We start from the raw sequence: 25,784 nt of genomic DNA, 5'->3' as shown, positions 1-25,784 counted from the left end.
TTATCTCAATTATCTAATTCTTTTATTCCTGATGATTCTTAAGCCACTCCAGTCTTCTTTGATCCGGTAAATGTGTTACTTTAAAATTTTCAAATTTAGCCTCAAAACCTTTTCCATCTGGCGATGCAGCCATTAAGCCAACCATTACTGGTGTATTATCTTGTAAAGGCGCATTTCTGGTCATGATATAATTTTTGTCATCATAAGAGAAAAATACTTCAACAGCGTCTAATCTTCTTACTACTTTTATCCAGACAAAAGGTGGCGCTTTGTCCAAAGTTGTTACACTCCAATCGCTTTTGTCGTGTGTTACTACTGTGCTAATATTAAATTTTCCGTCTACAAATTCAACTCCGGTTTTGATATAGTTTTTTTCATCAATACGAATCATTAATCCCATTTGATCAAATCGTGCAATGTAATTACCTGTTATTTTTACTTTGGCTTCAAATTCTCCGCCATAAGTTGCGTAATAAAACGGTGCGTCATCAACGGTAAATCCGTAATGTGAAATACGCCAATAATCACTGCTTCCGGTTACATTCATAATTAATGCATTGTTTTTAATTTCCCATTTTTCAGGTTCATTAAACCATTGCATTTTATTCAGGCTTTGCGCCGAAAGGTTTTGTCCCAGGAATAAAACCATGGCGCCAAATAGAATATTTTTCATTTTATTTACTTTTTTATTTAAGTACTAAGACATTTAAACTTTTAACATCTAACATTTTACATCTAACTAATTGAAAAAAGCAAAGCTGCAACTTTTTACACTTGCAGCTTTACAACCAACCAATTTAGAAAATTAATGAAATTATTGAAGTGAAAAACTCACTTTAGATTTTATGTTTGTAGATGATGCACCAATGATTGCTTCAAAAGCTCCCGGTTCAGCAACCCAGTCGTGTTTTTTATCGTCGAAGAGACTCAAAGCCGTTTTGTCAACAGTAAAAGTTATCGTTTTCTCTTCTCCTGCTTTAAGTGAAACTTTCTCAAAACCTTTTAATTCTTTAATTGGACGAACCAAAGAAGATTTTAAATCGCTGATATAAAGCTGAACTACTTCAGAACCTTCTCTGCTTCCTGTATTTTTCACTTTCACAGAAAATGTAATCTGATCTCCAGCCGACATTTGTTTTTTGTCTGCTGTTACTTTTCCGTATTCAAAAGTTGTATAACTTAATCCATGTCCGAAAGAGAATAATGGTTTTATTTTTTGTTTGTCCGCCCAACGGTAACCCACAAAAATGCTTTCTTTATACGTTACATCTTCTCCACCTGGAAATTCTCCTAAAGCGTGTGCTCCGTTATCAGACAATTTTACAGGGAAAGTGAAAGTTAATTTTCCAGAAGGATTTACATCTCCAACCAAAACTGCCGCCAAAGCATTTCCTGCTTCTGTACCTAAAAACCAACCTTGTACAATTCCCGGAACCTCTTTTACCCACGGCATTGCTATAGCATTTCCTGAAATATTTACATAAACGATGTTTTTATTTACTTTCGCTAATTCAGAAATTAATTTATCCTGACCATAAGAAAGTTCCAATCCTTTACGATCGTGTCCTTCATCGTCCTGATTTTCACTTTTATTCAAACCTCCAATAAAAATCACAATATCAGCATCTTTAGCTACTTTCAAAGCTTCCGCAGTCAATTCTGCCGGAGAACGTTTTTCTTCTAAACTTACTTTTGCAATAACTCCATTATAATTACTTGTTGGATCTCCAACATAACCGCGTGCATAAACGATTTCAGCCTGGTTGCCAATTCTTTTCTTTAATCCTTCAAGAGGCGTGATTTCATATCTTGCTTTCAATGAAGAACTTCCTCCACCAACAGTCATCATTTTGATTGCATTTTCACCAATAACAGCGATCTTTTTAGTTTTAGAAAGATTGATAGGTAAAATGTTATTATTATTTTGAAGTAATACGATTCCTTCTTCAGCAATTTTTAAACCTGCCTGAGCGTGTTCTTCTGTTCCGAAAGATCCAAACGGTCTGTTTCTATTCATTGTAGTTAAGAAAGACAAACGTAAAATACGACGTACTTTTTCGTCTAATTCTTTAGTTCCAATCTCTCCTTTTCTAATCATTTCAGAATAAGGTTTTGCTAAATAATAGTTGTCATAAGCATTACTTGTTCCCCAAGAAAGTCCGTTAGTCCAGGAACCAAATTCCATATCCAAGCCATTGTGAATTGCTTGTTTTGTATCGTTAACACCTCCCCAATCTGAAACTACAACTCCTTTGAAACCCCATTCTCCACGAAGAATATCATTCAACAAAAATTCATTATGACAACATTGCTGTCCTTTGTATTTATTGTAAGATCCCATAATGGCCCATGCATCACCTTCTTGTACAGCCGCTTTAAAAGCCGGAAGATAGATTTCGTATAAGGCACGATCATCAACAATTACGTTTACTGAGTTACGATTCGTTTCCTGATTGTTTAAAGCGAAATGTTTAACGCAGGCAGCAACTCCATTAGATTGTACTCCCTTAATGTAAGGAACCACCATTTTTGAACTTAAGAATGGATCCTCTCCCATATATTCGAAGTTACGTCCGTTTAATGGTGTTCTATAGATGTTTACGCCAGGTCCTAAGAGTACATTTTTATTACGGTAACGTGCTTCTTCACCAATTGATTTTCCGTATAAAGCAGACAACTCTTTGTTCCATGTTGCTGCAAGTGCTGTTAAAGCCGGAAATGCTATACAAGAGTCGTTTGTCCAGCCTGCCTGATCCCATTCGTCCCATTTCACTTCGGTACGAATTCCGTGTGGTCCGTCGGTCATCCAGTTTTCCGGAATTCCCAGACGCTTTACACCCGGAGAACTGAATTTAGATTGCGCATGAATCATAGCGATTTTCTCAGCAGTTGTCATTTTCGAAAGCGCATCTTCTACACGTTCGTTAATTGGCTTTTTGTCATCCAGATAAACCGGAACTTTGTTTTGGGCATTCATCCCAAACGAACTCAACATAAACAGAACAAGAAGAGTTTTAACGTTTTTAAACATAACTATTAATTTATTAAAGCATTTAATTTACAAGCAGCCACTTTTAGTCAAAAGTACCTTGATAATAATATTGTAAAGCTAAAACGTTATAGTTCGTGTTAGAATTTTAAACTAAAAAAAGTAGTGAAATAAAAAACCAAAGGACTTAATATCAATTAATTAACTTATTAAAACTGGCAAAAAAAGTAGTAGTTTTAAAATAAATCGTTAGACTTTCAGTGAAATTAAACCGATTTTCATGACCATTTCTTCAAAATCATTTCGGGAAACTGCAGCTTTATTTCTTGCTCTTGTGCGATAATTATAAATGGTGCTTAAAGAGTAACGAAGAAAGGCTGCAATTTTTACACTGTCTGTAATCCCAAGTCGGATAAGTGCAAAAATTCGAAGTTCTGTGTTCAATAATTCGCCTTGTTTTAAAACAATCTGTTCTTCTCTAATAAGCAAATCATTAAAGTCTTTTACAAACGTTGGATATAAATTCAGAAAGATAATATCGAAATTCTTGTACAATTCTTCCAGTTCATTATCAACCAAAGTTGTTGATTTTAGCATTTTATAAATTTCATCAAACTGTTTTGCAGTCGCCTTCTTATTAAGGATAATGCGATAATTTTCTAATTTATTAATGTAAGTCGAACACAGACTGAAGAAATGAGCAATATATTCTTCTTTAATGTGATTTGATTCTGATAACTGTGCGTTACGTTCCTGCAACTGATTGTTGGTTTCAGTAATGTCTTTGTTTAATTCGGCTAGTTTTTGACTGGTTTCATAAAGCTCTCCACGAATTCTGGATACCTTTTTCATTTGTTTGTAAACGTAAATTACCGCTACAATCAAAAATGCCGATAACAAACTAATGCATAAAAGATAAAGCTGAAGCTCTGTTTTTCGTTTTGCTTCTCTTTCTGAATAAACAGTATTTATAATCGAATAAACTTCGGACATTAAAAGCGTACGAAACTGTACATTGCAATAAAGTGCATCTTCAATTGCCGATTGCGTCAATTTATAGGCCATATCGACATCTCCAACTTCATAAAAAACCAACGCCAGTTCCTGAAGAGAAGCGTTGTCTTTATTGGCATTTTTTAAATCAGCAGTGGCAGAAAGTGCGTAGTATTTTTTTCGTAATTCTAATTGATGTGATCTTTCATAAATACTCCCTAAAAGGTAGGTAATCATTGCGTATTGCGGATTATCTTCTTTAGTATTTTCCAATAAAGCTTTTAATTGTTTCTCAGCTGTACTCTTTTTAAGATACATACCTTGCTGAATTTTGTTGATTTTATAATTTAATGTGCCAGGATCTAAAACAATTAAAAGAGAATCGCGGTATTTTTGAATTTGATGCATGTATTGAACACTATAACTATTGGCGGCATAATGCTCAAAAAACTCACGATATGCTACATAATAATTAGGAAGCAATATTTTTGACAATGTTTTCTTGTCTATGCTTTTTATCAATGCTTCAGATTCCCGATATTTTCCTGAAGAAGAATAAAGCGTGACCAATTGTATTTTGGCCAAATTCAGCAAGTCTTTATTTTGAAGTTCTTCGGCAATTTTCAGATTCTTTTTGACGTAGAAGATAGCCGAATCTGAATTGAATTTTTGATATTCTGTGTATAAGGTTTTATTATAACTGTACTCCTGCTCTTTCGTTAAATCGTCTGATTTAATTTTTTTGAAATTTAAAATACGTTCTTCTTTCAACTGAACATAGCGCTGTTTGTTTTTTAAGGCGTCGTTTAGCTTATCCAAAATAGTATCTGTACTATCAGATGCATGAACCGGGTTTCCTAAAAGAACCAATAAAAGAAATAACAAACAATTTTTCAAACTGAATAAAAATAAATGATACCTACAAATATAGTAAAGTGATGCCATTAATCTGAATTATTTATTAAGGTCTGCTTTTTCCAAATGCCAAATTTCATAACAAAAGAAATATAAAAAGCGTCTTATAAAAACCCCCTTTTAAAGAAATCTGCGCAATGTTTTTTCTAATTTTGTTAGAACAACTTTTCCTTAATAAAAACTAAATCAACATGCCACATTTTGTTATTGATTGTTCCGAAAACGTAATCCGATTAAAATCTGCCGACGAAATTATGCAGGAAGTTTTTAACGCCGCTTTATCAACTGATCTCTTTATTTCTTCTGAAATTAAAGTCCGTATCAATCCATTTTCCTATTATAATAATGGAAATACATTGGATGATTTCATTCACGTATTTGGTTATATTATGGAAGGCCGAAATACAGATCAAAAAGCAAAATTATCAAAAGCAATTGTGACAAAATTGAATGAAATACTCTCTGAAGTCCCAGTGATTTCAATTAATATCAAAGATTTTGAGAAGGCGAGTTATTTTAATAAAACGATGATTTAAGGTTGACGTGATATAATAAAATTTATATCATTATATGTTTGTTATAAAATTTAAAGCCTAATGACCCCAATATTGTCATCCTGACGAAGGAAGGACCACACTTGTAGCTCCGTAAAGTACATCGCCACTCTTTGTCGAGTTTCTAGTGTGATCCTTCCTCCCTCAGGATGACAAAAATGCAAATAAAAAAGCTTTGTCAAAGTTTAAAACTTTGACAAAGCCGAAATCTATTTTCTTTACTCTTTACTCTTTACTCTATATTCTCAATTAACAGCAATTGGTGCCGCCAAACAACTCTCAGGAATATCAAAAGCATTTACCAACGCGACAGCATCGGGACGAATATCCCAACAAAGCTGGTTGACCATTTTACGAACTGCTTTGGTTTTCACTGCTTCCATATAACCATCTTCAAGATACCATCCTTTGTTTTTTTCTAACTGCGAAAGCGCGTATAATTGGTTTAATTTTGTCAATATTTCTTTTGATTTTTCATCCTGAACTGTTTTAATCGCTGCTTGAAATTGTTCTAAAACTACTCGTTCCAGATATGCCTGAGCAACATCTATCATTTGGTGCTGAACCACATTAAAAGCATCGTACGGCTCTAAACCTCCATCAACCAATTTCTTAATACGTTGCGCTGCGGAGGCCAAAATTGTTTTTTCTCTATGGATAAATGCCTGTAAATGAAATTGATCATCCAGCAAATGTTCATCATCTGTTCTGCGGGTTGCTATTGGATTTTTTTCGGTAATAGCAACTTTAGCATTTTCATAAACATAATTAATAATACCTAAAGACCCCATTTCGCCAAATGCTTTTCTGAATTCTGACAAACGATTTTTGGCGACTAACTGCATCAAAACAGTATTATCACCTTCAAAAGTGGTATAAATTTCGGTGTCGTTTTTTAAATCATCAATTCGGTTTTCAGATAAATATCCTTTTCCTCCACAGGCCTCGCGGCATTCCTGCAAAATATCTCTGGTGCTCCAGGTAGAATACGATTTCATTCCGGCAGCCAAGGCCTCGATTTCCTGTATTTCATCTTCCGTTTTATTCAAAAATCTTTTAGTCAGATATTGCAAAGCAAAATGAACGGCATATGTTTTTGCCAATGGCGGAAGCAGTCTTCGCTGATGCATTCTGTAATTTAAGATCGGAACTTCTGAACCTCCTTCCGGTCCAAATTGTCTTCTCTGATCGCTGTAACGAATTGCAATTGTTAAGCCTGATTTCGCTGCTGCTAATGCAGAACGTGGAATCCCGATTCGGCCTCCAACCAAAGTTCCAAGCATCGTAAAAAATCTTCTGTTATCACTCGGAATTGGGCTTTCAAATTCTCCTTTATCATTTACAAAAGCAAAACGATCCAGCATGTTTTCCTTCGGAATTATTACATTATCAAACGAAATTGTTCCGTTGTCAACGCCATTTAAACCCATTTTATGCCCGCAGTCGCCAATCGTAATACCACTTAACGTATTTCCGTTGGTGTCGCGCAACGGCACTATGAAAGCATTTACGCCGTAATCGTGATCGTCAATAATTAATTTGGCAAAAACGGTTGCCATTTGTCCGTGAACTGCGGCGTTGCCGATATACTCTTTTTGGGCATTTTTATAAGGCGTATGAATCGTAAAAGTCTGATCGTTATGATTGTAAGTTGCTGTCGTTTCCAATCCTTTTACATTCGAACCATGATGCGTTTCGGTCATTGCAAAACAACCCGGAATTTTCAACGAACCAATATCTTTTAAATATTTAGCATAATGTTTCTCGGTTCCGAGCGATTGAACACTCATTCCCCAAAGTCCAAACTGAACACCAAATTTTATCACTAAACTCAGGTCATGATAACTCAAAGTCTCCATGATCGCAAAATAATCTTCTACGTTTCCTCCACCGCCATATTCCTTCGGATACGCCATACTTCCTAAGTTTTCTTCGGCTAAAATTTTACACCAATTGTAAACGGTTTGGCGGTAAACATTAATGTCTGTCGAAGTTTCATAAGCAAACTCGGGCCTTGAAATTACTGATTTTACTCTTTTGATAATGGCAGCTTCTTTTCCGTCTAAAAGCTCCGTTATTTTCTGAATATCAAAATTAGAATTCGTTTGAGAATTGGCTGTAAAAGAACTTGCTTTGGTTTTGAAGTTCTGAATAACTTCTTCGCCTAAAATTCCTAGATCATTTTCAAGTTTTGTAAACTCAGGTTTTATTGTTGAAATGTCTACATCTTTTTCAGAAAGTGCCTCTGCAATATCAAAAATAGATTTTATAGAAGATTTATCTTGTATACTTTTTTCAATATCCAATTTCCATTGTGCGAGTTCATTTCGTGAAGGCGGATTTGAAATATCGACTTTAGAAAGAAGCTTTTGTTTTTCTTCGGGCGAAAGCCACACCAAATCATTAATAAACTGCTGAATAGTTGCAAACTCTTTTTGAGTCAACAAATCATCAGACCACACTAAATAAAATAAAGGTATAAAGGCTTGAAGTTTGGTATTTTTCATAAAAATATAGAATCGGTTTAGGAACAGCATTATAAATTTTGCTCAATAAAAAAGCAGGAATGAAAATACTCATTCCTGCTTTAACATCCTGTTAAGATTCTGGTAATTTATTTTTAAACCAATAAAAAGTATGCAAATTACATTTAAAGAGAATCTTTAGACGACAGGGTATATTTCTGTTTTAATGCAAAAATATGGTGTGAATTAAAAACGATAACCGCTATAAAAATGATGCTGTAAGCTGCAATTTGCAAAGCGCTAATGTGTTCATGAAAAACAAAACTTGCCAAACAAAAAGCTATCATTGGATTGATATTTAAAAGCATTCCTACCGTTGATGAATTGATGCCAGAAAGCGCATAAAGATTCAGAAATAAAGGAAATATGGTAAACAAAATCGCAATGGTTTCGATACAGAAATAAAACTTAAATTCGGTTGGAACAGGCCCGCTGTATGCCGGATAAAATGGCAATAAAAACAAGGCCGCCAATGTAATATGAAACGTTAGTGTAATAAATTTATCAAAACCTTTATTGACACGTTGACTTACCAAATAAGAAGCATATGTCAGACCAATAATAATACTGAAAAACATATCCATAATTGCTGTGTACGACAATAATAAACAACCGGAAACACTCAATCCAACAGAAATCCATTGTGTTTTACTTAATTTTTCTTTTAAAATGAAATAAGCCAATAAAGTTGTTAAAATCGGACAAACCAAATACGCCAGTGATGTCGCTTTCACGCTAATATGATTCATCACATAAATAAAGGTGAACCAGTTTAACATCAAAAAAGCACTTCCGCCAATATTTAATAAAATCGCTTTTCGCTTCTCTGAAGCTGACAGCGCTTTAAAAATTGAAACTGTTTCTACTAATTTTTTTCTCTTAAAAGCAAAAACAATTAGCAACATCAAAATACTACAACTAAAGACGCGGTAAAATAAAATATCTAAAGAAGGATATTCATGGATTGGCTTCAGAGCCAGACTAAAAAATCCCCAGATTGCAAAACAAGTAATGGCTGCTATGTAATATTTGGTTGTTTTCACGATGGTTATTTTGATTAATTTTCTATTAAAGCAAATTTCTTAAAAATAAAACAGCAATACAGATACAGTTTTTGTAAATTGCACCATAACAGTTTTTTTTTTATGAAAAATTCCAATTACTTATATCTTCAGTTTGCCGATCGCATCGAAAAGCAAATAAAATCAGGCGTTTTGAATGTTGGTGATAAGCTTCCTTCAATACGCGAAGTTTGTGCCGAGACTGGCTACAGCATGAGTACCGTAAGCAAAGCTTATTATGAAGTCGAAAGCAGATCTTTGATTGAATCAAGGCCTCAATCCGGTTATTATGTGAGTAATACCTCTGCCAGAATTATTGCAGAACCTTCGCCAAGTAGTCCTGTTTTAAAATGCCTGAATATTGATCGTGAAGATTTGATTGATCAGGTTTATGGTAATATGACAGATAACAGTATTACGATGCTTTCATTGGGGTTTCCTTCGAATGAGCTTCTTCCTATTGCAAAATTAAATAAGGGAATTATTCAGGCAACGCGTCAGCTTCCCAATAGCGGAACGAGTTATGAACAAGTTCAGGGAAATCTTAATTTGAGAAAGGAAATTGCACGTTGGTCTTTTACATGGGGAGGTTCATTAACCGAAAATGATATTATTACAACTCCAGGTTGTACGAGTGCAATATCACATTGTCTTATGACACTGACCAAACCGGGAGATACTATTATTACTGAAAGCCCGGCGTATTTTGGAATTTTACAATTAGCAAAATCACTGGGTTTATACATTATGGAATTGCCAACTAATATGACGACAGGAATTGAACTGGAGGCTCTAAAAAAAGCACTTGCGACAAAAAAGATAAAGCTTTGTTTGTTGATGAGTAATTTCAGTAATCCGTCCGGGAGTATGATGCCTGTTGAACATAAAATTGAAGTCGTTAAGTTGATGGAGTTTTACGATGTTCCGTTAATTGAAGATGATATTCATGGCGATTTGTATTTTGGCTCGAGCCGACCAACCAATTGCAAAACGTATGACGAAAGCGGCATTGTACTTTGCTGCAGTTCTGTATCTAAAACATTGGCTCCGGGCTATCGCGTGGGCTGGGTTTCACCTGGGAAATTTAAAAAACAAATACTCCGCAATAAAATTTATCACACGCTCTCCTCACCTACTATTACACATGAAGTTGTGGGCGATTTCCTGAAAAATGGAAGGTATGAAAATCATCTCCGAAAAATTCGCCAGATTCTAAATCACAATTGCAATAATTATATCAATACCGTTTTAGAATCTTTCCCAACGGGAACAAAAGTAAGTCAGCCGCAAGGTGGTTTTTTCCTTTGGATAGAACTGGATAAAAATATTGATACAGCTGCTTTTTATCATTTAGCAATGAAACACAATATCAGTATTGCACCGGGAAGAATTTTCTCTTTTCAGGATCAATTCTCCAATTGTATGCGCCTGAGTTTTGGTTTGCCATGGACAAATGAATTACGAGAATCAATTAAAACATTAGGAAGACTACTGCATTATTAAAATAAAAAACCAGACAACAATTACGCTGTCTGGTTTTTACAAATCAAAATCCAACATTAATTACAAAACAAAATAAGCATCTGCTGTCGCTTTTTTGGTTTCCGGTTTAAGATCAAACTCCTTAATGATATCGAATTCACTTTGATATTCATTAAGCATTTGCATTAAATTCTTTTCAATTGTATTCGAAATAGCTGTCACTGGTGTATCAGTTGGTCTGTTTTCGAAAGGATCCTGTAAATGAATTGCCATTTTCTCGATCAGGAAAAACATTCCTCCGATAGTCGTAATCAACGGGATTGCAAACCAACTCAACAAGTTAACCAATCCAAAAGGTAATAACAGAATAAATAAACACAACGTCATTCTGATATACATGCTATAAGTCGTTGGAAAAATCGTGTTTTTAATACGCTCACATTTTCCCATTGCGTCACATAATCTTGTTATGGTGTTATCAATTTCTACTTGTTGATAAGGGTTAAGACGTTTATCTTTTCTTGCAATTCTCAAATCTCTACCATGCAACAATAAGATTGCATTTGGTACATTTTGATGATTTTTTACAAAATTTACTTCTTCTTCACTAATCAAATCTTTGATTGGTTTTATGGCATCTTTATTTCTTAAAGCCTGCCCTAAACTATAACACCATGCGATTTGTCTTTTGGTGAAGTTTTCTTTGAACTCATTGGCTTCAACAGAAAAATCAGGGTCTTTATAAAAAGTTAGCATTTGTCTCACTAATGTTCTTGATTCATTAACGATTGCTCCCCATACAATTCTGGCTTCCCACCATCTATCATAAGCCTGATTCGATTTAAAAGCTAATAATAAAGATATAATGGTACCAATCATAGTTGGAATCGCAATTGGAACATCCACAGAAACATTAATAAAATAGTGATGAAAAACTTCAAACAATATCGTGTAAGCCAATACGAGTGCCAATTCTACTTTTATTTTTCCAAGAACATATTTCATTGGAATTCTTTTCTTTAACAACATATTTTTTCGTTTTTAAATGAAACGTATTCTTTTTTGAAGCTGGATTTACGCCAATTCTTCATATAGCGACAAAACAGGAAGTCCTAATCTATCGTTGATATTTTCTTTTTTATTTTTTGTGAATTTGATTTTTTCGCCTTTACGTGTTTCAACTAACAAATCGATATCATATTTTGAAATGGCTTCGGATAAATAAGGAGCAAATTCTTCGTAATTATCATCAAATTTTGAGGTTTGGCTAACAATTTCAAAAGAGAAATTGGCACTTAAGTACTGCTGAACATCTTTAACATGCATATTAGCTTTACCGTTTTCAATATAAAGTGCTTTATTAAAATCTTCTTTAAACTGTTCGTTGCCTAAATGCAAAATCGGGCATTTTTGATTTCCTGCCAATTGCATAGCATATTGATGAATTCGCTTTGTTTCTTGCTTATAAGATTGTGTAAGAACAATCAATTTTACATCAAAGGCTTCGATGATGCCTTTAAAAATTGGAGCAGAAAGCCCGTATTGATTGTGAATTTTTATTTTGCAGTTTGCAGTATGTTCGATAATATATCTGCAGGTTTCAAGAACTAGTTCCTGACTTGCAGTAAGACTAACTCTCATTTCGCGCAAAAACTGTGATGATGAAAAAGTATCAGGCGTATCTGAAACCATCATTAGAATAATCTCGCAATTAGTATTTTTTGCCTGATTAACAGCTGATTTTACAGCGCTGATAGTATCTTCTTCTAAAGTCGTTGGTATAAGGAAATTTTTCATATGTATAATCGTTTAGTTTATACATACAAAATAACTACTCGTATATTAGAAGGTTCTTAAGTTAAAATTAGAATTTCCTAAGATTCAACATTAGAATTTCTAATGTTGGCTTTTTTGGTATTGTCTTTCTTAAAAATGATTGTTACAATCGTTCCTTTGTTTTGTTCCGATTGTACTTGTATCTCACCATCGTGCATGCGGATAATCTTAGAAGCCAAAGGAAGCCCTAAACCGTAACCAATATATTTGGCTGCAATTTTTCCTCTAAAGAAAGGTTCATATAAATGTGGAATATCTTCTGGCGGAATTCCGATTCCGATATCATTAATACTGATTTTAATCCAGTCTTTATTGGCAGAAAGCGTCACAAACACTTCATTATTATCAGAATATTTAACTCCGTTGGTAATAATGTTATTGATCGCCAATTCTAAAAGAGGCTTGTTGCACGGAATTAAAAGTAAATTAGAATCTTTAGGAGCAAAATTAAGTTTGATGCTAACACGGTTGTCCGGATATATTTTATCCAAATCCGATTTTACATCCATTAATAACTCATCAATTCTGGCAATATCCAAAACTTGTTTTTTTCCGTCGTAACCAGTTTGTGTTAACTTCAACAAACTTTCAGTTAAATTTCCTAATCTTGAAGCCTGGCTGTAAATATTCTCCAATGACTGAATATATTCCGGAACTGCTCTTTCTTTCAAAAGCATAATTTCAGACTCGGCAATTATAGTTGTTATGGGTGTTTTTAATTCATGGGAAGCATTATTAATGAAGTTCGCCTGAATTTCAAAAGAAGTTTCAAGTCGGTCGAGCATATCATTAAAAGTATGTGTAAGATCTGAGATTTCATCAGAATTTTTAACCTCCGGTAATCTGTTATGAAGATTAGAAGCACTAATTCTGTTTACTTCCTTGGTAATTCTCGCCACAGGATTAATAACGCGTTTAGCCAGAAAACGCCCCAAAAAGAAAGCCAGAATCACAAAACCGAGTCCGCCAAAAAGCAATATTTTCACAATATAAACGGTCGTGGTTTTCCCTCTTTTGTCGCGCGCACCAACTATTACAATATATCTTTGATTATTTTCTGTAAAAACCTGACCTAAATAATATTTACTATTAACCTCAAAATAATCTTTTCCTGTTTCAAGAATATTGGAGTAAAACTCATTGGGTAAATTTAATTTAGTATTATAATCGAAACTATTGGCACTGTTTATTTTAAGAACATATTCCTCTTCTTCAATAAGTTCTTCCAATCCATTTTTTTTAAGATTGCTATAGTATTTTTTCTTTTCAGGATCATTTTGAAAATGAATTGAAGCCACAATTTTAGCTCTGTCTTCTAATCTTTTCAGGAAATGATATCGATTATTTTCACGAAACAATACAAAAACTAAAACACACAATAGCAGTGTACTAAAGGTAGAAAGGGCAACATAAGTAAAAGTAATTTTTTTTCTTATATCCATTTTATGGCTGTATAACATAACCTAAACCTTTCATGGTATGAATTAGTTTGGTTGTGTAAGGTTTGTCTATTTTTTTTCTTAGGTAATTGATATAAACATCAACAACATTGGTATTCATATCAAAATTAATGTCCCATACATTATCTAAAATCTGATCACGGGATACAATTCTGCCTGTATTTTTTGCTAAATAATAGAGTAACTTAAACTCCTTGGCAGTCAAAACAATTGATTCTCCGTTTCTTTTAACTGTTTTAGATTTACTATTAATTTCTAAATCACTGATTATAATAGAATCTACTTTTTCAGTTTCCTGATTGGCTCTTCGATTAAGTGCATTTACCCTTGCATCGAGTTCACCAAATTTAAAAGGCTTCACTACATAATCATCTGCACCGGCATTTAATCCGGTAACAATATTTTCCGAGGTTCCCAGCGCTGTCAAAAGTAGGACCGGAACAAAATTTTTGTCGGCTCGCAATCTTCTACAAATTTCGATACCGTTGATATCCGGCAGCATTACATCTAAAATTACTACATCAAAAGTATAATTCTGAATCATTTCTAAAGCCGTTTTACCATCAAGAGCAACGCTGACATCATTGTTATTTTCAGCGAATCCTTTACGTAAAATGGATAATAAATTTGGTTCGTCTTCGACTATGAGTAATTTCATTAGAATAATTGTATTAGTAACAAAAATAAGGATTGCCTTTAAAAATCTAAATCTCAATTGTTATAAATTATGATTTAATTATGAACAGTTGAACGAACGCTATTTCAGATTTTAGATTTCAGAATGTAGATTTAGAACCGGCTATCTTAAATTAGGTTTAGAATTTTTCTACCTAATTCAAATAATATCCATTGAAATTGTTTTAGAAAGTTTCGCCGGCGTTTAAATAGAATCCTTTAGAACTATTCCCCCACGCCTGATCAACAATTAAATTGGTGCGGGTTGCTTTATCTATTAAAATCCGTAAACCTAAACCAGCAGCGGGTTGAATGGAATGAAAAAGTTTTGTATCAGTATCCGGATTGCTTGTAGTTACAAAATTTGTAAATACAACTCCGCTAAACATTTGATTGCAAGTAATTGGAAACCTGAATTCGGAAGCCAGATAAACTAAGTTTGTTCCTCTGAATAATCCTTGTGTGTACCCTTCTCCGCTTCGACTGCGTTGATCCCAGCCAATGGCGGGTAAATTTAAATAAGGTACTTTTCCCCTTGTTACAAACTGTCCATAGGTCCAAAGCGCCAAAATATAACGTTCGTTTTTTTTAGAAACCGGAATAAAATGGCGATACTCTGCATAGAGAATATTGCTATTATCCTGATTTTTAAACAATACAGGATTAAATCGATAATTTATGTTCGCAAACCATCCGCGTGTCGCATTTACCTGATTATCTCTGGAATCGTGTACCAAATTAAGACTCACGCCTGTCAGGAAATACTCCGAATTATCAAATCCATATTTTTGGCTATATTCATAATGGTAAGTCGTTTTTCCGTTCTCCAAATCAAGTTCTTTGTCAACTATATTGGCGTACCAATCAATATTGATTCCACCACCAACATAAAAATTATTTTTTACTTCAAAAGAAGCTGCCTGGTGAAATTTAAAATAATTATAATCCATTGGCTGTGCAATAGAATCAATACTAAAACCTTGTGGTTTGTCTCTTGCAGCAGGAATAATATTGGTACCTAACCCGTAGTTGGGCTGTGAAAATATGTACATTCTATAGTCACCGCTTAAGAATATCCTGTTATTTTTTAATAAAATATTATTCTTAATATTTATCAGCCATTGCTTTTTTGTGGTGTAGGTTATTCCAACATTGGCTATCGAATATTTATCTGCTTTTTCTTTTCCTTTGAAAGTATATTGTGCTACTGCTCCATAAAAGAATCCTGTTGCTGGTTGAGAACCAATGGCCGGAATGATTAAGAAAAAACTGTTTTTTATAGGCTTAACAACATAGACAGAATCTTTCTTTTTGAAAATTTCTATTATTGTTTTGGGAGGACAAATATTGGGATTAATGGAGTCGTTTTGAGCGATTGAAGTAAAATGTATAAAAAACAATAACACTAAGATTTTATATTTCTTCTGAAAGCAATTATTTTTTAAAAATTTTACCATCTGAAAGTTTATTTTTGGAAATAACGATTCAATCTTATTGTAAATATAAGCCTTATTTTCAACATTTTACACGAATATTCTTTTAAATTACAAGAATAAATTATATAACATTTTAAAAATTTAGGATTGAAAATTCGTCAATTATTACGGTAATCAGTATCTTTTCACTCGCAAATAATCATCAAAAAACAACATTGAAAAAAGAGTCTGAATATTTTCTTGATAAAGAATACAATTCTATCAGTTATGGTAGAGACGAAGCCAATTTCAAGGATTTTGAATGCTGTGTCTTCAATAATTGTAACTTTTCTGCCTGTACCTTTTTAGCCGTTACATTTATTGATTGTGTTTTTAATGACTGTATTTTTAGTGAAGCTAAAATTAATTATGTTGCTTTTAGAACTGCCACTTTTAATCGTTGTGAAATCAAAGAAGTAAATTTTGCGATGTGCGATAAACTGATTTTTGAAGTTCACTTCTATGATTGTATACTGGATTTTTCTAAATTTTATACCTTAAAAATAAAAGGAACAACATTTACCAACTGCAGTCTGATTGCCGTAGATTTTATGGCCACAGATCTTACCAGCGTACTTTTTGATAATTGCGATTTATACCGATCTGAATTTGACAAAGCAATTGCCAACAAAGCCGACTTTAAAACGAGTTATAATTATACGATAGATCCGTCAAAAACTAAACTAAAGAAAGCTGTTTTTGCTTTGAAAGAAGTGAAAGGATTGTTGTTTAAACATGATGTGATTGTCAATTAATTAAGCTTTTTTCTATTGAATTAATGCTTTATTTTGGCAATAAAATTTTTATTAAAATTATTCAGTATATCTTAAGTTTTTAACTTCATTTAATATATTTTTGTCATCGTTAAATCAAATTTCAAAAAAAAATGGCAGAATTAGAAGTAATTAAGCACACTAAAAAAATGCATGAAATCGCAACTAATAAAAAGCACACCCTTCTCGAAAAAATAAAAGAAATTGGGTTAGAAATTTTCATTATTGTATTCGCAGTTTCCTTGTCTATTTGGCTACACGGATGGAGTGAACACAAACACGAACAGGAACAGGTTAAAAAGTTTTTGATTGGATTGAGATCTGATATCCAAAGTGATGTTAATGACAGTAAAGACATCATTAAACAATATCAGGAATTCGGAAAAATCTATGGCTCTCTTAGCAATTTAGAAAGAAGCAAACCTTACGATCAGCACAATCTTCAAAAGCAATTGCCTTACTTATACGTCAATATATATTTAAGGCCGAATATTTATAGATTTAATGGTTTTGTATCTTCCGGGAGAATAGGAAATATTGAAAACGATTCTCTTTCATTAAATATTTTAAAATATTATCAACAAACACTTTCAGAAGTTGAAGCATCAGAATCAGGATGGATGTCAAATCAGAAAAAACTACAGACTTATTTAGATGAAAATTTAAATAATCCTGAAAGTATCGAAGACAATTGGAATGTCTTGACAACACCGAAAGGAAGAAAATTAACTAAAAACCTAATTCCCTGGAATCAGATTTACGAACGATATAATAATCTAATCAAATCTGGAGAAACCATTATAAAACAGATTGATAAAGAATATGATTTAAAAAATTAAATATTTTCATTTAGACAAATCAATTAAAATAAAAATGACCTAAACACGCAATTCAAGTGTTTAGGTCATTTTTATTTGCTTTTATTTCTAATGAATTATTTTTTTCTCCATCACATAATCTTCCATCAAATAACCTTTTCCAATGTCAATATTGACTTCATCAACCACTTCAAAACCTATTTTTTTATAAAAACCTAAAGCCGAATTAAATCGGTTTACATTTAAAATTAATGCTGTTGAATTGTTATCTGAAGCTAATTTTCCAATTTCATCAATAACCTTTTTACCAATTCCTTTTCCTTGTGTTTCAGGCAGAAGGTATATTTTGTGAATTTTTGTTAATGTTTCTCCATTGTAATTATGTTCTATTCCGATAAAACCTAAATTAGTTTCACCTTCATAAATCATATAAAATAATTGTTCTTTTTTATTGTATTGATCTGTTAATGCTTCATCCGAATAAAAAAGATCCAACATATAATCTAATTGTTCTTTTGATAGAATCTCGCCGTAAGTAATGGGCCAGGTTATATGTACTATATTTTGAATTAGCTTAATATCACTAATTTTTGCTTCTGAAATTGTAATCATATTTTATTAAAATCCTTTTATTATTTAGTAAAAACCTGATTTTCTTGCTCGCTTACTCGGATGAAAGTTGTGCGTTTAGTAAGTTCTTTTAAACGCGAAGCGCCAACATAAGTACAAGCGCTTCGTAAACCTCCCAAAATATCTAAAACTGTATTGATGACTTTTCCTTTAAAAGGAACCTGAACTGTTTTCCCTTCACTTGCTCTGTATTCAGCTACTCCGCCAACATGTTTGTCCATCGCAGTTGTAGAGCTCATTCCGTAAAATTGTTTGAATTTTTCACCGTTGACTTCGATTAGTTCTCCTCCACTCTCCGTATGTCCGGCTAACATTCCGCCCAACATTACAAAATCAGATCCTGCGCCAAACGCTTTTGCTACATCTCCGGGCGTAGAACAACCACCGTCACTGATAATATGTCCGCCCAAACCATGAGCTGCATCAGCACATTCTATAATCGCCGAAAGCTGCGGATATCCAACACCTGTTTTTACACGGGTTGTACAAACAGATCCGGGTCCAATTCCGACTTTTACAATATCGGCACCAGCCAAAAGCAATTCTTCGACCATTTCACCGGTAACAACGTTTCCTGCAATAATGACTTTATCAGGGTATTGTTTTCTGGTTTGCTTTAAAAACTGAACAAAATGCTCGGAGTAACCGTTGGCAACATCTATGCAAATGAATTTCAAAAGCGGATTTGCCGTTATAACTTGTCCTATTTTAGCAAAATCCTCTTTACCGGTTCCTGTGCTTATCGCAATATAATTGTAGAAATCTTCTGGTTGATCCTTTAAAAAATCGTTCCATTCCTGAGGTGAATAGTGTTTGTGAATAGCGGTAAACAATTTTTCTTTAGCCAAAACTTTAGCCATTTCAAAAGTACCAACCGTATCCATATTCGCCGCCATAATCGGTATACCTGTCCAGATTGTGGTGCTGTGCAAAAATTTAAAATTTCGTTCGAGAGAGACTTCAGATCGGCTTTTAAGCGTTGATCTTTTTGGTCGAATCATTACATCTTTAAACCCTAATTTCAAATCAGTTTCTATTCTCATGGCTTTAAATTTTCTGTTACTCTCAAAGATATTAATTTTGAAAATGACGTCTTTAAAATCAAGAGAAAACTAATTATTCAGTTATTAACAATTGTTCCATTTTAGATTTTAGATTGCTGGAAATAATTCCACAGAGATTCACGAAAGTTTCACAGAGATTCACAAAGTATAAAAACCTGAAACCTGAAACTTGAAACTTGAAACTAAAAACTACCCGTGAATCGTTTCTCCTTTTCCGTAATTCGAAATAATCGATTCTTCATAAGCAAGCCATTCTCTCCAGCGTTTCTCAACATCGATTCCAACTCCGTATTTTCTTGCGTATGTGATGAATGTTACGTAATGTCCCGCTTCACTTTCCATTAATTCTCTGTAAAAAACAGCTAATTCTTCGTCCTGAATGTTTTCTGATAAAACTTTAAAACGCTCACAGCTTCTGGCTTCAATCATGGCTGAGAATAATAATCTTTCAACAAGACCAGAAACACGGCTTCCGTCACCACTTTTCTTCATATATAAATACAATTCATTTACATAATCGTCTTTGCGTTCGCGGCCTAACTTCAATCCTCTTTTGATGATTATATTGTGAACTTGCTCAAAATGATCGATTTCTTCTTTGGCTAAAGCCAATAAATCTTGCACCAAATCCTGATGTTCTGAGTTATTGGTAATAATCGTAATCGCATTGGTTGCTGCTTTTTGCTCGCACCAAGCGTGATCAGTCAAAATTTCTTCAATATTTTTCTCTACAATATTTACCCATCTTGGGTCTGTTGGCAGTTGCAATCTTAGTACGCCCATAATCTTTTGTTTGTTTTGTTTCAAGTTTTCTTTGTTTCAGGTTCTTTTAGGAACGAAAAAAAGTTTAAAGTTTTGCTTTACGTTTTTATTACGTGTCACAAAACTTTAAACTTGAAACCTGAAACTTGAAACAATTAAGTTTCAAGTTTATTAATATACGAAAATCGGTCTTTCGCTCATCATTTCGTTTACTTCGTTAGCTACTTCTTCAATAACAGCTTCATTTGTGTGATCAGCTAATACTTTATCGATTAACGCTACGATAGTTTCCATATCTTCTTCAACTAAACCACGAGTTGTGATTGCAGCTGTTCCAACGCGTATTCCAGAAGTTACAAATGGTGATTTATCATCAAATGGAACCATATTTTTATTTACTGTAATTTCAGCTTTTACTAATGCATTCTCCGCTTCTTTACCGGAAATATTTTTATTTCTTAAGTCAATAAGCATCATGTGGTTATCAGTTCCGCCAGAGATGATTTTGTAACCTCTTTTTACGAAAGCATCAGCCATAGCATTTGCATTTTTTTGCAATTGCATAGCGTAAGTAAAGAATTCATCTTTTAATGCTTCACCAAAAGCAACTGCTTTAGCAGCGATAATGTGCATTAAAGGTCCACCTTGATTTCCAGGGAAAACAGCCAGATCTAATAAAGATGACATCATTCTGATTTCTCCTTTTGGAGTTGTTAATCCTTGTGGATTTGGAAAATCTTTCCCCATCAAAATCAAACCTCCACGTGGTCCACGTAAAGTTTTGTGTGTTGTTGTAGAAACGATATGACAATGTGGAATTGGGTCATTCATCAATCCTTTAGCAATTAAACCTGCAGGGTGAGAAATATCAGCAAATAAGATTGCACCTACACTATCAGCAATTTCTCTGAAACGTGCAAAGTCCATATCACGAGAATAAGCAGAAGCTCCAGCGATAATTAATTTTGGTTTTTCTTTAGTAGCAATTTCCTGAATTTTATCATAGTCTAAGCGACCAGTTTCAGCATCAACACCGTAAAAAACAGGACGGTACAAACGACCTGAAAAGTTTACAGGAGAACCGTGAGTCAGGTGACCACCGTGAGATAAATCGAAACCTAAAATAGTATCACCAGGATTTAAACATGCATGGTAAACTGATGTATTTGCCTGAGAACCTGAGTGAGGTTGTACGTTTGCGTATTCAGCACCAAATAATTCTTTGGCTCTGTCAATTGCAATTTGCTCAATAACGTCAACTACTTCGCAACCGCCGTAGTATCTTTTGCCAGGATATCCTTCAGCATATTTGTTAGTTAAAACAGAACCAGCTGCTTCCATTACCTCGTCGCTTACAAAGTTCTCTGAAGCGATAAGTTCTAATCCGTGAATTTGTCTGTCTTGTTCCTCTAGTATAAGGTCAAAAATTTGTTCGTCGCGTTGCATTTTTTCGTTTTTCGTTAATTTGATGCAAAAATACAAAAAAACGTTTGTGATACTGTTAGATTATGATATATTTGACATAGAATTTTTCAACAAATAATTAACATACACATGCCAATAACCGCCAACGATACCAAAAGAAAATCATGGTTAGAAGTACCAGAAAATAGTGACTTCCCTATACAGAATATTCCTTTCGGTGTATTTCTTACCAAAGAAAATGTCGTTACAGTAGGAACAAGAATTGGCGATTACGCTATAGATTTAGGGGCTTTACAACAATTAAACTATTTTGAAGGAATAGATTTAACTGATGATATGTTCATGCAGGATACGCTTAATGATTTTATTTCTGACGGAAAAAAAACATGGCGTTTGGTTCGAAATCGTATCGCCGATATTTTCGACGAAACCAATCCACAACTAAGAGATTCAACAAAAGATCGCGATATTGTTATTTTTAAAATCGATGATGTAGAAATGCAATTACCGGTTTTAATTGGAGATTATACCGACTTTTATTCAAGTAAAGAACACGCTACAAACGTTGGTAAAATGTTCCGCGATCCCGAAAACGCTTTATTACCAAACTGGTTACACATTCCGGTTGGTTATCACGGAAGAAGTTCTACTATTGTTCCGTCCGGAATTCCGGTACACCGACCAATGGGACAAACTTTACCAGCTGGGGAAAAATATCCAGTTTTTGGGCCTTCTCGTTTAGTAGATTTTGAATTAGAAACCGCTTTTATAACGACCGATGTTAATGTTATGGGAGAAAATATCCCAACATACGAAGCTGAAGATTATATTTTCGGAATGGTTTTATTGAATGACTGGAGCGCGCGCGATATACAGAAATGGGAATATGTACCACTAGGACCCTTCTTAGCCAAAAACTTTGCAACGTCAATTTCTCCGTGGATTGTAACTATGGATGCTTTGGAACCTTTTAGAACTAAAGGACCTAAACAAGATCCGTCTCCGCTTCCTTATTTACAAACCAAAGGAAAAAAAGCTTTTGATATTCATTTAGAAGTTTCAATTCAACCTGAGAATCAAGAGGAAGAAACTGTAGTTTCTAAATCAAACTTTAAATATTTATACTGGTCCATGGCCCAGCAATTAGCACATCACACCTCTAATGGTTGTCGTGTAAATTCTGGCGATATGATGGGTTCTGGAACAATTTCTGGCCCAACTCCTGACAGTTTTGGTTCTATGTTAGAATTAACCTGGGGCGGAAAAAATCCAATAAAATTAAAAGACGGAAGCGAACGTAAATTTATTGAAGATAATGATACCGTAATCATCAGAGGTTTCTGTGAAAGCAATGAAGTTCGTATTGGTTTTGGAGAAGTTTCAAGCCAATTATTACCTCCTTTTGTGAGAGCATGAAGAGAAGATTCAATACATTAATTTTAATGTGTATAAATAAAAAAAGCTTGTTAGTTTGTTCTAACAAGTTTTTTTTATGTTTTAATCTCGCAAACTAAGCTGGAATTTGTTGGCTTAAACAATGTAATGTACCAAATCCCCAGATGAAATCGATACAGCTAATTCCGATTACTTCTCTATCTGGAAAACATTCGGATAGAATATTTAAAGCCACACGATCATTGCTGTCGTTAAACGTCGGCACTAAAACACATTTATTCAGAATTAAGAAATTAGCGTAACTTGCCGGCAATCTTAAATCTTTAAAATCTACACGTTTTGGCATTGGTAATGCGACAATGGTTGGCGACTTCCCATCTTCTAATTTGGCATTTTGTAAACGCTTTAGATTATCTTGTAATGGTTTGTAATTTGAATCGTTTTTATCCGTCTCTACGATCGTTACGATTGTATCTTCATTTACAAATCGGCATAAATCGTCGATATGTCCGTGTGTGTCATCTCCTTCTATTCCGTCCCCAAGCCAAATAACATTGGTAACTCCAAGATATTCTTTAAAAACAGCTTCGTAATCTTCTTTGGTGAAATTTTTATTTCTAACCTGAATTGTTGGATGCATTAAACATTCTTCAGAAGTCAATAAAGTTCCTCTTCCGTTTACGTCAATCGCACCACCTTCAACAATTACCGGTTTTCCTTTGTACATAACCTGTGTTAAAGGAACATCAATGAAATCTGCAATTTTACCCGGAACAAACTTGTCTAACTGATAGTTTTTATATTTTGCCCAACCATTAAAATTGAAATTCAAAGCTTCTCTTTTTGAACCATTTTTTACAATAATTGGCCCGGAATCACGCATCCAACTTCTGTTGGTTTTATGAATGATAAAAGAAACATTCGCAAGATTTACTCGTGCTCTTTCTAAAATTTCGTTTACTTTTTCTTTTAGTTTTTCATCGGCTACGACCAAAAAAACAGTTTCAAAAGTGGCTACTTTTTTAATAAATTCTACAAAAGCCCATTGAACAGCTTCGTATTTTCCTGGCCAGTCATTACCATTATGCGGAAAACACAATACAATTCCTTGTTGGTTTTCCCATTCTGCTGGAAATCTTCTATTATTTGTTGACATAAAAAGGTTCTAAATTTTGAAAGAGTACAAAGATAATCATTCGAAAGGATTATAAAACAGTCTATTAAAAATCCACCACAATTAAGCCAAAATATCTTGCAAAAATTAAGTTAAAGATTAAATAATGAAGGCTTAATATACGACCAAGATCTCCTAATTACTTTTGACGAAACTAAAAACTAATAAAATGAAAAAATTAACTATTTCATTACTAACTGCTCTTTTAATTATGACGAGTTGTAATAATGATGAAAATTCAAACAACGAACCAGAAGAAGCTGTTGTAAACGAAAATCCGGGAACTTTTAAAGAAATTGGTTCTATCACGATTGGGGGTGAAGCAGCAGCAGAAATTTCTACTTATGATGAAAAAACAAAAAGACTTTTTACTGTTAACAATAGCGGCACAAATCAAATTGATGTAATTGATATTTCAGATCCGACCAAACCAGTTAAAATTGGTAAAATTGACCTAACTCCTTATGAAGGAGCTTCAAATAGTGTTGATGTTTATGATGGAAAATTAGCTGTTGCATTAGAATCAACCACAAACAAACAAGGAAACGGAAAAGTTGTAATTTTTAATACCACAGATTACAGTTTAATAAAGCAAGTTACCGTAGGTGCATTGCCAGATATGATTACTTTTTCGCCTGATGGAAAATATATTATGACGGCTAATGAAGGTGAACCAAATACAGATTATTCTCAGGATCCAAACGGAACTATTTCTATTATTGAAACTAGTACTTATGCTGTTACAACATTAGATTTTGCTTCTTTCGCTCCTCAGGCTGAAACTTTGAAAAAAGACGGATTCAGAATTTCAAAAGTTGCCAAAAGTTTCGCTCAGGATATTGAACCAGAATACGTTACTATTTCAGATGATTCAAAAACTGCCTGGGTTACTTTGCAAGAAAATAACGGTGTTGCAAAAGTAGATTTGACTTCTAAAACAATTACGGCTATTTATCCTTTAGGATATAAAAATTACAATACAGCTGAAAATGCAATTGATGTAAGCGATAAAGACGACAAGATTGCTTTTAATCCATGGAAAGTTAAAGGTATGTTTATGCCGGATGCTATAAGCCATTTTTCTGCTAATAACGTTCCTTATTTTGTTACGGCCAATGAAGGTGACGCAAGAGAATATACTGCTAACACTGATATCAAAAGAATGAAAGACTTAACGTTAGACGCTACTGTTTTTCCTGATGCAGCAACTTTAAAACTAGAAACAAATTTAGGAAGATTAAACCTTATCGCTGACATGGGAGATACTGACGGCGATGGTGATCTAGACGAAATGGTAGCTTTTGGAGCGCGTTCTTTTACAATATGGAATGGAAGCACAGGGAAGATTGTTTACGATAGTAAAAATGATGTGGACAAAAAAACACAAGAACTGGGAACTTATGATGACAAACGTAGTGACGACAAAGGTTCTGAACCAGAAGCTGTAAAAGTTGTAAAGATGGGGAGCCAGAATATTTTATTTGTTGGCCTTGAAAGATCTGATGCTTTCATGACGTATGATGTAACAAATCCAGCATCACCTCAATATTTGCAAACAGTAAAAACAGGAGATGCACCGGAAGGAGTATTATTTATTCCTGCTTCTAAAAGCCCTACAAAAAGAAGTCTTTTGGTTGTCAGCAGCGAAGGTGACGGAACCGTAAAAATCTATCAGCCAGATTTAAAATAAGTTTCAACCATCAATCTAAGAAAAGGGTAAAATAAAACATTTTACTCTTTTTTTATGCCCATAATTTAGATTTCATTAACAAATATGC

The 25,784-nt window shown here is 33.8% G+C and carries 21 protein-coding genes; 6 read left to right on the top strand and 15 right to left on the bottom strand.

What is annotated here, in order from left to right; all coding sequences use genetic code 11:
• Positions 1-22 precede the first annotated feature (22 nt).
• The 3 genes from IRZ99_RS02490 to IRZ99_RS02480 form a co-directional block, all read right to left on the bottom strand.
• On the bottom strand, positions 23-673 hold the full coding sequence (locus tag IRZ99_RS02490) for a DUF1349 domain-containing protein (protein WP_194655755.1): 651 nt from the start codon (positions 671-673) through the stop codon (positions 23-25).
• Positions 674-814: 141 nt separating this feature from the next.
• Positions 815-3,031, bottom strand: a complete 2,217-nt coding sequence (locus tag IRZ99_RS02485) for a glycoside hydrolase family 3 C-terminal domain-containing protein (protein WP_194655754.1) — start codon at positions 3,029-3,031, stop codon at positions 815-817.
• 207 nt (positions 3,032-3,238) lie between these two features.
• Positions 3,239-4,927, bottom strand: a complete 1,689-nt coding sequence (locus IRZ99_RS02480; protein WP_194655753.1) for a DUF6377 domain-containing protein — start codon at positions 4,925-4,927, stop codon at positions 3,239-3,241.
• Positions 4,928-5,088: 161 nt separating this feature from the next.
• Here IRZ99_RS02480 and IRZ99_RS02475 point away from each other — a divergent pair, with 161 nt between their 5' ends.
• Positions 5,089-5,433, top strand: a complete 345-nt coding sequence (locus IRZ99_RS02475) for a 5-carboxymethyl-2-hydroxymuconate Delta-isomerase (protein WP_194655752.1) — start codon at positions 5,089-5,091, stop codon at positions 5,431-5,433.
• Between the two features lie 263 nt (positions 5,434-5,696).
• Here the strand turns inward: IRZ99_RS02475 and IRZ99_RS02470 are convergent, their stop codons facing one another.
• Both IRZ99_RS02470 and IRZ99_RS02465 read right to left on the bottom strand, forming a co-directional pair.
• Complete coding sequence (locus tag IRZ99_RS02470) at positions 5,697-7,958, bottom strand: acyl-CoA dehydrogenase (protein WP_194655751.1); 2,262 nt, start codon at positions 7,956-7,958, stop codon at positions 5,697-5,699.
• 143 nt (positions 7,959-8,101) lie between these two features.
• Positions 8,102-9,019 (bottom strand): EamA family transporter, encoded by a 918-nt coding sequence (locus IRZ99_RS02465; RefSeq protein ID WP_194655750.1) that lies wholly within the window; start codon positions 9,017-9,019, stop codon positions 8,102-8,104.
• Between the two features lie 102 nt (positions 9,020-9,121).
• Here IRZ99_RS02465 and IRZ99_RS02460 point away from each other — a divergent pair, with 102 nt between their 5' ends.
• On the top strand, positions 9,122-10,540 hold the full coding sequence (locus tag IRZ99_RS02460) for a PLP-dependent aminotransferase family protein (protein WP_194655749.1): 1,419 nt from the start codon (positions 9,122-9,124) through the stop codon (positions 10,538-10,540).
• A 60-nt stretch (positions 10,541-10,600) separates the two neighbouring features.
• On the opposite strand, the gene IRZ99_RS02455 is transcribed toward IRZ99_RS02460, so the two are convergent.
• The 5 genes from IRZ99_RS02455 to IRZ99_RS02435 form a co-directional block, all read right to left on the bottom strand.
• Positions 10,601-11,548: a bestrophin family ion channel gene (locus tag IRZ99_RS02455; RefSeq protein ID WP_194655748.1), complete on the bottom strand. Its 948-nt coding sequence runs from the start codon at positions 11,546-11,548 to the stop codon at positions 10,601-10,603.
• Between the two features lie 45 nt (positions 11,549-11,593).
• The gene (locus IRZ99_RS02450) at positions 11,594-12,316 is read right to left on the bottom strand and encodes a universal stress protein (RefSeq protein ID WP_194655747.1); all 723 of its coding nucleotides are present in this window, start codon (positions 12,314-12,316) and stop codon (positions 11,594-11,596) included.
• A 77-nt stretch (positions 12,317-12,393) separates the two neighbouring features.
• Positions 12,394-13,797, bottom strand: a complete 1,404-nt coding sequence (locus IRZ99_RS02445) for a HAMP domain-containing sensor histidine kinase (protein WP_194655746.1) — start codon at positions 13,795-13,797, stop codon at positions 12,394-12,396.
• A gap of 1 nt (position 13,798) precedes the next feature.
• Positions 13,799-14,473 (bottom strand): response regulator transcription factor, encoded by a 675-nt coding sequence (locus IRZ99_RS02440; RefSeq protein ID WP_026985447.1) that lies wholly within the window; start codon positions 14,471-14,473, stop codon positions 13,799-13,801.
• A 202-nt stretch (positions 14,474-14,675) separates the two neighbouring features.
• Positions 14,676-15,947: a BamA/TamA family outer membrane protein gene (locus IRZ99_RS02435; protein ID WP_194655745.1), complete on the bottom strand. Its 1,272-nt coding sequence runs from the start codon at positions 15,945-15,947 to the stop codon at positions 14,676-14,678.
• A gap of 194 nt (positions 15,948-16,141) precedes the next feature.
• On the opposite strand from IRZ99_RS02435, the gene IRZ99_RS02430 reads away from it, so the two are divergent.
• The gene (locus IRZ99_RS02430) at positions 16,142-16,720 is read left to right on the top strand and encodes a pentapeptide repeat-containing protein (RefSeq protein ID WP_194655744.1); all 579 of its coding nucleotides are present in this window, start codon (positions 16,142-16,144) and stop codon (positions 16,718-16,720) included.
• A gap of 131 nt (positions 16,721-16,851) precedes the next feature.
• Positions 16,852-17,577 carry a hypothetical protein gene (locus IRZ99_RS02425; protein WP_194655743.1) on the top strand — a complete coding sequence of 242 codons (726 nt, stop codon included), beginning with the start codon at positions 16,852-16,854 and terminating at the stop codon, positions 17,575-17,577.
• An 87-nt stretch (positions 17,578-17,664) separates the two neighbouring features.
• Here IRZ99_RS02425 and IRZ99_RS02420 read toward each other — a convergent pair whose 3' ends face one another.
• The 4 genes from IRZ99_RS02420 to glyA form a co-directional block, all read right to left on the bottom strand.
• A complete protein-coding gene (locus IRZ99_RS02420) occupies positions 17,665-18,168 on the bottom strand; it encodes a GNAT family N-acetyltransferase (RefSeq protein ID WP_194655742.1) in 504 nt (167 codons plus the stop codon).
• A gap of 20 nt (positions 18,169-18,188) precedes the next feature.
• A complete protein-coding gene (locus tag IRZ99_RS02415; protein WP_194655741.1) occupies positions 18,189-19,229 on the bottom strand; it encodes a GMP reductase in 1,041 nt (346 codons plus the stop codon).
• A 210-nt stretch (positions 19,230-19,439) separates the two neighbouring features.
• The gene (locus tag IRZ99_RS02410) at positions 19,440-20,033 is read right to left on the bottom strand and encodes a tRNA-(ms[2]io[6]A)-hydroxylase (protein WP_194656127.1); all 594 of its coding nucleotides are present in this window, start codon (positions 20,031-20,033) and stop codon (positions 19,440-19,442) included.
• A 150-nt stretch (positions 20,034-20,183) separates the two neighbouring features.
• Positions 20,184-21,458, bottom strand: a complete 1,275-nt coding sequence (gene glyA / locus IRZ99_RS02405) for a serine hydroxymethyltransferase (protein ID WP_194655740.1) — start codon at positions 21,456-21,458, stop codon at positions 20,184-20,186.
• A 108-nt stretch (positions 21,459-21,566) separates the two neighbouring features.
• Here glyA and fahA point away from each other — a divergent pair, with 108 nt between their 5' ends.
• Positions 21,567-22,853 (top strand): fumarylacetoacetase, encoded by a 1,287-nt coding sequence (gene fahA / locus IRZ99_RS02400; protein WP_194655739.1) that lies wholly within the window; start codon positions 21,567-21,569, stop codon positions 22,851-22,853.
• Between the two features lie 94 nt (positions 22,854-22,947).
• On the opposite strand, the gene IRZ99_RS02395 is transcribed toward fahA, so the two are convergent.
• The gene (locus IRZ99_RS02395; protein ID WP_194655738.1) at positions 22,948-23,988 is read right to left on the bottom strand and encodes an agmatine/peptidylarginine deiminase; all 1,041 of its coding nucleotides are present in this window, start codon (positions 23,986-23,988) and stop codon (positions 22,948-22,950) included.
• A gap of 187 nt (positions 23,989-24,175) precedes the next feature.
• Here IRZ99_RS02395 and IRZ99_RS02390 point away from each other — a divergent pair, with 187 nt between their 5' ends.
• Complete coding sequence (locus tag IRZ99_RS02390) at positions 24,176-25,696, top strand: choice-of-anchor I family protein (RefSeq protein WP_194655737.1); 1,521 nt, start codon at positions 24,176-24,178, stop codon at positions 25,694-25,696.
• Positions 25,697-25,784: the final 88 nt, after the last annotated feature.

This window comes from Flavobacterium sp. LC2016-12, from assembly GCF_015351595.1.
Taxonomy (GTDB): domain Bacteria; phylum Bacteroidota; class Bacteroidia; order Flavobacteriales; family Flavobacteriaceae; genus Flavobacterium.
Note: the sequence above shows the minus strand (reverse complement) of the source record. Positions and strands in the feature narration are given on the sequence as shown.

Coding starts and splice junctions, on each gene's coding strand:
- glyA (WP_194655740.1), bottom strand. CDS start 21,458: ATGCAACGCGACGAACAAATTTTTGACCTTATACTAGAGGAACAAGAC.
- IRZ99_RS02425 (WP_194655743.1), top strand. CDS start 16,852: ATGGCAGAATTAGAAGTAATTAAGCACACTAAAAAAATGCATGAAATC.
- IRZ99_RS02450 (WP_194655747.1), bottom strand. CDS start 12,316: ATGAAAAATTTCCTTATACCAACGACTTTAGAAGAAGATACTATCAGC.
- fahA (WP_194655739.1), top strand. CDS start 21,567: ATGCCAATAACCGCCAACGATACCAAAAGAAAATCATGGTTAGAAGTA.
- IRZ99_RS02485 (WP_194655754.1), bottom strand. CDS start 3,031: ATGTTTAAAAACGTTAAAACTCTTCTTGTTCTGTTTATGTTGAGTTCG.
- IRZ99_RS02410 (WP_194656127.1), bottom strand. CDS start 20,033: ATGGGCGTACTAAGATTGCAACTGCCAACAGACCCAAGATGGGTAAAT.
- IRZ99_RS02490 (WP_194655755.1), bottom strand. CDS start 673: ATGAAAAATATTCTATTTGGCGCCATGGTTTTATTCCTGGGACAAAAC.
- IRZ99_RS02435 (WP_194655745.1), bottom strand. CDS start 15,947: ATGGTAAAATTTTTAAAAAATAATTGCTTTCAGAAGAAATATAAAATC.
- IRZ99_RS02440 (WP_026985447.1), bottom strand. CDS start 14,473: ATGAAATTACTCATAGTCGAAGACGAACCAAATTTATTATCCATTTTA.
- IRZ99_RS02480 (WP_194655753.1), bottom strand. CDS start 4,927: ATGGCATCACTTTACTATATTTGTAGGTATCATTTATTTTTATTCAGT.
- IRZ99_RS02445 (WP_194655746.1), bottom strand. CDS start 13,797: ATGGATATAAGAAAAAAAATTACTTTTACTTATGTTGCCCTTTCTACC.
- IRZ99_RS02395 (WP_194655738.1), bottom strand. CDS start 23,988: ATGTCAACAAATAATAGAAGATTTCCAGCAGAATGGGAAAACCAACAA.
- IRZ99_RS02455 (WP_194655748.1), bottom strand. CDS start 11,548: ATGTTGTTAAAGAAAAGAATTCCAATGAAATATGTTCTTGGAAAAATA.
- IRZ99_RS02390 (WP_194655737.1), top strand. CDS start 24,176: ATGAAAAAATTAACTATTTCATTACTAACTGCTCTTTTAATTATGACG.
- IRZ99_RS02470 (WP_194655751.1), bottom strand. CDS start 7,958: ATGAAAAATACCAAACTTCAAGCCTTTATACCTTTATTTTATTTAGTG.
- IRZ99_RS02475 (WP_194655752.1), top strand. CDS start 5,089: ATGCCACATTTTGTTATTGATTGTTCCGAAAACGTAATCCGATTAAAA.
- IRZ99_RS02415 (WP_194655741.1), bottom strand. CDS start 19,229: ATGAGAATAGAAACTGATTTGAAATTAGGGTTTAAAGATGTAATGATT.
- IRZ99_RS02420 (WP_194655742.1), bottom strand. CDS start 18,168: ATGATTACAATTTCAGAAGCAAAAATTAGTGATATTAAGCTAATTCAA.
- IRZ99_RS02460 (WP_194655749.1), top strand. CDS start 9,122: ATGAAAAATTCCAATTACTTATATCTTCAGTTTGCCGATCGCATCGAA.